This is a genomic window from uncultured Bacteroides sp., from assembly GCF_949298305.1.
In the GTDB taxonomy this organism is placed as follows: domain Bacteria; phylum Bacteroidota; class Bacteroidia; order Bacteroidales; family Bacteroidaceae; genus Bacteroides.
In genome coordinates this window covers 1-6160 of the sequence record NZ_CASFWU010000127.1, presented here as the reverse complement: position 1 = coordinate 6160, position 6160 = coordinate 1, and the positions used below count along the sequence as shown (strand labels likewise).

Annotated in this window: 4 protein-coding genes and 1 pseudogene; all 5 read right to left on the bottom strand. The window is 46.2% G+C overall.

Translation table 11 applies throughout. From position 1 onward, the window contains the following. Positions 1 to 184: 184 nt before the first annotated feature. Positions 185 to 1270, bottom strand: coding sequence for a thiamine-phosphate kinase (gene thiL, locus Q1Y74_RS13100; RefSeq protein ID WP_300814746.1), 1086 nt, complete (start codon positions 1268 to 1270; stop codon positions 185 to 187). Between the two features lie 164 nt (positions 1271 to 1434). After that, a complete protein-coding gene (locus tag Q1Y74_RS13095; protein ID WP_300814745.1) occupies positions 1435 to 2244 on the bottom strand; it encodes a purine-nucleoside phosphorylase in 810 nt (269 codons plus the stop codon). Further along, on the bottom strand, positions 2201 to 3313 hold the full coding sequence (gene lpxK / locus Q1Y74_RS13090; RefSeq protein ID WP_300814744.1) for a tetraacyldisaccharide 4'-kinase: 1113 nt from the start codon (positions 3311 to 3313) through the stop codon (positions 2201 to 2203). The genes Q1Y74_RS13095 and lpxK overlap by 44 nt, the downstream gene beginning before the upstream one ends. 66 nt (positions 3314 to 3379) lie before the next feature. Continuing rightward, complete coding sequence (gene sppA / locus Q1Y74_RS13085; RefSeq protein ID WP_300814743.1) at positions 3380 to 5158, bottom strand: signal peptide peptidase SppA; 1779 nt, start codon at positions 5156 to 5158, stop codon at positions 3380 to 3382. Between the two features lie 259 nt (positions 5159 to 5417). After that, positions 5418 to 5665: pseudogene (locus tag Q1Y74_RS13080) on the bottom strand (transposase); the annotation flags it as partial. Positions 5666 to 6160: the final 495 nt, after the last annotated feature.

Sequence of the window (6160 nt, the reverse complement as noted above, 5' to 3'; positions counted from 1 at the left end):
CGAACCGGGGACACAAGGATTTTCAGTCCTTTGCTCTACCAACTGAGCTATGACACCATCTCTCTTGAGGTTTGCGGTTGCAAAGGTAGTGAAAGTTTTTGAATATGCAAGGGGGAAGGGTGTAAAAAAGCACTGATGAAAACCTATGCGGCTTATTATCAGTGCTTTTTATGGTTGAAAAATGTTAGTTATTTCTTTTTTCTAGATCATCCTCTTCAGGGGAAACAGTGGCGTTGCCGCCATCTTTCAATGGGTTCCAGCCTTGGGCTTTCAGTTCAAATTCCTGTCCGTCCCGGGTGATGAGGGCACATCCCAGTTCGGGGCGTGTAATGTGTCCTATCAGTTTGACGCCTTCCATATTGGAAATTTTTTCGTGGTCGGCTATGGGTACGGTGAATAGCAGCTCGTAGTCTTCACCGCCGTTGAGGGCACAGGTGGTCAGGTTCATGTTAAACTCTTCGGCCATCACGGCTGTCTGATAGTCGATGGGAATATGTTCTTCGTAGACACGGCATCCTACTTTGCTTTGTGAGCAGATGTGTATCAGTTCGGACGAGAGACCATCGGATATGTCCATCATGGCTGTGGGTTGAATGCCGGCTTCACGCAATCTTTCTACAATGTCCTTGCGGGCTTCGGGCTTGAGCTGCCGCTCTAAGAGGTATTCTTTGCCGGCAAAGTCGGGCTGAACGTCTTTATCGCTCCCTTTCAGTACGGCTTTCTCGCGTTCCAGCAGCTGTAGGCCCATGTAAGCTGCGCCCAGGTCACCACTGACACATATCAGGTCGGTTTCTTTGGCACCGTTCCGATAGACAGTCCTTCCTTTTTCGCCTTCGCCGATGCAGGTGATGCTGATGGTAAGGCCCGTGTAGGATGAGCAGGTGTCTCCTCCCACAATGTCTACGTGATAGGCTTCGCAGGCCAGGCGGATGCCAGCGTAGAGTTCTTCCATGTCTTCTATACTAAAGCGTTTGGACACTCCCAGTGAGACGGTAATCTGTTTGGGGACGCCGTTCATGGCGTAAATGTCGGAGAAGTTGACTACGGCGGCTTTGTAACCCAAGTGCTTTAACGGTACATAGGTCAGGTCGAAGTGTACGCCTTCGAGCAGGAGGTCGGTGGTGACCAGCACTTCTTTGTCCGAGGGGTAGGAGAGTACGGCTGCATCGTCGCCGATGCCGTAACGGGTGGATTCATTTCGGGGTTCTATGCCCTCGGTGAGATGGTCTATGAGGCCAAATTCACCGAGGGTTGCTATTTCTGTTCTCATCTCTTCCTTATTTTACTCCAGTTTCGTAAGTTGATAGTCTAATGGTTGTAAGTTAAAAAATAAGCCAATGTGACTGTTGATGATTGGTGGGCATGATTCCACACTAGCTTCGCTTATAATCTTTTGGGATTCAACGCGGTTGGATAGTCTTCTCATTTACTTTGTCAGGCACGGTTTATCAATTCGCGCATAATTTCTGTCATACGAGGCTGGGCGGCATCGGCTGCTTTCTGTACTTCTTCGTGAGACACTTCCACAATCTTACCTTCAACCCCCAAGTCTGTGATGACTGATACGCCGAACACTTTGATGCCGCAGTGGTTGGCTACGATGACTTCGGGGACGGTAGACATGCCCACAGCATCGGCTCCCATGATATGGAACAGTTTGTATTCGGCAGGTGTTTCAAACGTAGGTCCTTGAGTACCCAGATAGACGCCGTGTTGCACTTTTATTCCTTTTTCGGCGGCAATGGCATCGGCTTTACGAATCAGTTCTTTGTCGTAAGCTTCGCTCATGTCCGGGAAACGGGGACCATAAGGTATGTTCTTGCCGCGTAACGGATGTTCGGGGAAGTAGTTGATGTGATCGGTGATAATCATCAGGTCGCCAATTTCGAAAGCCGGGTTGGTGCCACCACTGGCGTTGGAGACAAACAATGTTTTGATGCCCAGTTCGCGCATTACCCGTACGGGGAAAGTTACTTCTTTCATGGAGTAGCCTTCGTAGAAGTGGAAGCGTCCTTGCATGGCCATGATGTCCTTGTTGCCCAGCTTGCCGAAGATGAGTTTGCCGCTATGGCCTTCTACTGTTGAAATAGGGAAGTTGGGGATTTCCTCGTATTTGATTTCGTACTTTTCGGTGATTTCTCCCGCTAGGCTTCCAAGGCCGGTACCCAGAATGATTGCCGTTTCGGGTTGGGTGTGCATTCTATTTCTCAGATAGGCTGCAGTTTCTTGAATACGTTCTAACATGGTCAATAATGTTTTGGTTAAATATAGGTTGTTGGTTTTGCAGAAATTCAATTTCAATCGGAAGCACGTATATGTAGGGCTTTAGGGCTTCGTTTAGTGCCGGATGAGACTTTAGCCGTACAGCATCTTTTTCGGTAGTGATAATGAGTCTGTTCCATTCTTCAAGTCGTAGGAATTCTTCTTCAATATGCTTGATGTCCCTATTGCTGAATTGATGATGGTCGGCAAATGTCAGCTGCCTGATATGGGGTGTATAGCGTCTTATTTCTTTGACAAGGGGAGCTGGTGAAGCTATGCCTGTGAGCAGAAGCACTTGTTCGTTTCCGGTCAGTGTAGAGAACATCTTACGTTGGTTGGCTTCTTGTGGAAACACAGGAGCGAGCATGCCATAGCGTATAGATGAAAAATACAGCTGTTGATACGGATAAAGGTGAAGACGTTTGGCAGTGATGTTGAAGTCTATCGGTTTGATGTCCTCCGGACATTTGGTGACAATAACAATCTGTGCGCGGCTTTTGGCTGTAGCGGGTTCACGCAGCCTCCCTGCGGGTAGCAGGGTGTCGTCACAAAACAGCCGATTGTAATCGGTCAGTAGGATATTCAACCCGGCCTTTACGTGTCTATGTTGGAAGGCATCGTCCAGTAGGATGACATCGACTGGAGGATTGTCCAGTTGGAGAAGTTGCCCGATGCCGTGGCAGCGGTTCTCGTCTACAGCCACCTGTATGTCGGGAAACTTGCTTTTCATCTGATAGGGCTCGTCTCCAATCTGTTCCGCATTGCTTTGTGAGCTGGCTAATACGTAACCTTTACTGTGCCGTTTATAGCCGCGGCTCAGTGTGGCTACGTGCAAACCTTTCCCTTGCAATAGTCTGATTAGATATTCAGTGTGCGGAGTCTTGCCGGTACCTCCAACCGAGAGATTTCCTATGCAAATGACAGGTATGTCAAAACTCTTTGACTTGAGCCATCCCCAGTCAAAGAGTTTGTTGCGTAGGCATACCCCAAGGCCGTAGAGCCAGGATAGGGGAGTGAGCCAATGATGTATGCGGACTGTACTTTCCTCCATTACCGATGTTTTATGAGTTGGTTGGCGGAATTTCCGGCTACATAATTCCGCTTTCTTACTTTATAATTACTGGATGTTCAGCTCGAATGGGATGCGTGCTTGAAGGCGTTCACATTTTTCGAAGTTCTCCAGAAGGCTGAACTGTTTGTAGAGGTTTCCTATTTTGCCGTTCAGCAGTTTGCTCTTGATGTAATTGTCGGGAGTTGTACTGGTCAACATTTCGAAGAAGGTCTGTTTTTTCGGGTAACTTATGACCGTATAGCCTTCTATGCCTGCTTTGGCCACGGCTATCTCAAGCGCCTTGTCCAGTCCGCCCAGTTCGTCTACCAATCCCAACTCCTTGGCCATGCTTCCTGTCCAGATGCGTCCTTGGGCTATTTTGTCCAGTTCTTCTTTGTTGATGCCGCGTCCATCCGAACAGCGTTGAAGGAACAAGTCGTATCCTTTGTTGACATGCATTTGCATCAGGCTTTTTTCTCCTTCGTTCATGGGACGGCCTATCATGCCGAAGTCTGCATACGTATTTGTTTTTACCACGTCAAAGTCCAGTCCGATTTTCTCCGTTAGCCCTTTCACGTTAGGGAACATGCCAAAAATGCCGATAGAGCCGGTCACGGTGGTCGGTTCTGCTACTATACTGTCTGCATTGCACGAGATGTAGTAGCCACCCGATGCTGCGTAGTCGCCCATGGAGACGATGACCGGTTTTTCTTTCTTCAATTCACTGATTGCGTACCAGATTTGTTCTGATCCGTAAGCACTTCCGCCCGGTGAGTTGACACGGAGCACGACGGCCTTCACGTCTTCATCATTCTTCAGGTTGCGCAGGTCGTTGATTACTTCAGATGAATTGATAACAGGTTCGTCGCCTGCAATAGGTGTCTGAACGTCATAGTCAACAATCTCTCCTACTGCGTAATAGACGGCTACGATGTTGCCGCTTTTGTCTTTGGGGACATTTTTGCGGATGTTCATCATGTCTTGTAATCCAAGTACGTGGAGGTCATCGTCTGTACCTATTCCTGCCATTCCTTTCAGATAGTTGCGTACATCGTTCTTGTATATCAGGGTGTCTGCCAGACCGCATTTTACACTTTCCTCAGCCGGATAGAACATCAGCATACGGTCGGCGGCAGCGTTCAGTGATTCCGTGGAAATTTGGCGCGAAGCAGCCACTTCGTTAGTGATTTGTTCCCAGGTAGAGTTCAGGTAGGCATTCATTTGTTCCCTGTTGGCGGGGCTCATTTCTGTGGAGATGAAGGGCTCTACTGCCGACTTGTAAGTGCCTACTTTGAATACTTGCATTTCTACTCCGATTTTTTCAAGCAGGTCTTTGTAGAAAACGGGAGCAGCTGCCAGACCTTTCCATTCAAGCATACCTTGTGGGTTGAGCAGGACCTTATCGGCTACACTCGACAGATAATACAGGTTTTGCGAATAGTTGTCTCCATAGGCAACGATAAATTTGCCGGATGTCTTGAAATCCTGTAAGGCGTTTCGTATAGCCTCCAATGAAGGATAATCTGCAGTCAAAAAATTGGCCTGCAGGTAGATGCCTTTTATTTTTTCGTTTTCTTTGGCTTTGCGGATGGCTGACAGAATGTTGTCCAGGCCATAGGTGTTGTATTCATCGCCCAATAAATGATTGAGCGGGTTGTCTTGGCTCCTTTCCATCAGGGTACCTTTAAAATCCAGCATCATGATGGAATTATCTTTCACTTGAATTTCCGTATCGGCGGAGGAAATCATGCTGAACAATACCAAGATGCTGAGAAAAAACAGGAGGATGCTCGATACAATGATTCCCGTTACGGTTGCTAATGTAAATTTGATGAAATCTTTCATTGTTTTTGGTTTTTATGTATGCTAACCCTTTTAGGCTAACAAAGATAAATAATTAGAGTGATATTTGCTTTATTTGTCGCAAGGTTTTTCGGTTTGTCACACGGATATTTAACTTAATAAGGCTTTGCCTCTTTCTTGTTTGATCTTTTATGGTGGAAATTGGTGGTTTTAGTTGGGGCGCTTCGAAAGCATGTAAGCGCTTTTTTCAGTTACAGATGTTATGGTTGGTAGTAATAAGTAGCGTGAGTTCGATATAAAATCAAAAAATAGCAAATTGTCCGTCATTGACAAAGTTTACATCAATGGCGGGCTTCTTTTCAAAAAGCAGTATGCTGCTATAGCCGACAAAGAGTTGGCTATAAAGTTATTGAATGAACGATGTCTGGAGTGTTCCATCTGTGTTATGTTCTTCAGTTCATCATTGACCGTTTCAATCAAGGCTCTTTTTCTGAGCAGAATCTTGTCGGCAATACTTATCGGTGAATTCTTCATATCGTTTTTAACTTTAACGTGAATTCGATTTATATTGGTCAGTGTCTGTATCATTCGAGCGGCGAACGTTGCTGTGGTGTGGTAAATGTGTCTCGGTTATGCACAACAGCTGCATATCCAATGCAAATGTAAGGATCTAAAGTTTCTGAAGTAGTGAAGTGGAATCGGTTAACAAGTTGACTAAGAAGTAAGGCTCGGTTACGCAAGCTTTCTAAGATTCTCAAGTTTAACTTCGTTGATTTTCAATTCGCAAATGCGAATTGAAAATCGGCGAAGCCAAACTTGCAGGAGTTAAAGGATTTAAAAGGAGTTGTCGCCCACCAGGGTGGGCTTGGGAGTTAAAGCCAATAGCTTAAGTGCATGGTCGGCATCCTTTCTTAAAAAGGTATTGGCTTAACTCCTTAACTTCTTAACTAACGTGAGTTCGATATAAAATTAAAAGATAGTAAGTTGCCCGTCATTGATAAACTTTACATCAATGGCGGGTTTCTTCTCAAAAAAGCAATATGC

Excerpts from the sequence above, each read along its gene's own strand:
- thiL (WP_300814746.1), bottom strand. The coding sequence starts at position 1,270 with ATGAGAACAGAAATAGCAACCCTCGGTGAATTTGGCCTCATAGACCAT.
- Q1Y74_RS13095 (WP_300814745.1), bottom strand. The coding sequence starts at position 2,244 with ATGTTAGAACGTATTCAAGAAACTGCAGCCTATCTGAGAAATAGAATG.
- lpxK (WP_300814744.1), bottom strand. The coding sequence starts at position 3,313 with ATGGAGGAAAGTACAGTCCGCATACATCATTGGCTCACTCCCCTATCC.
- sppA (WP_300814743.1), bottom strand. The coding sequence starts at position 5,158 with ATGAAAGATTTCATCAAATTTACATTAGCAACCGTAACGGGAATCATT.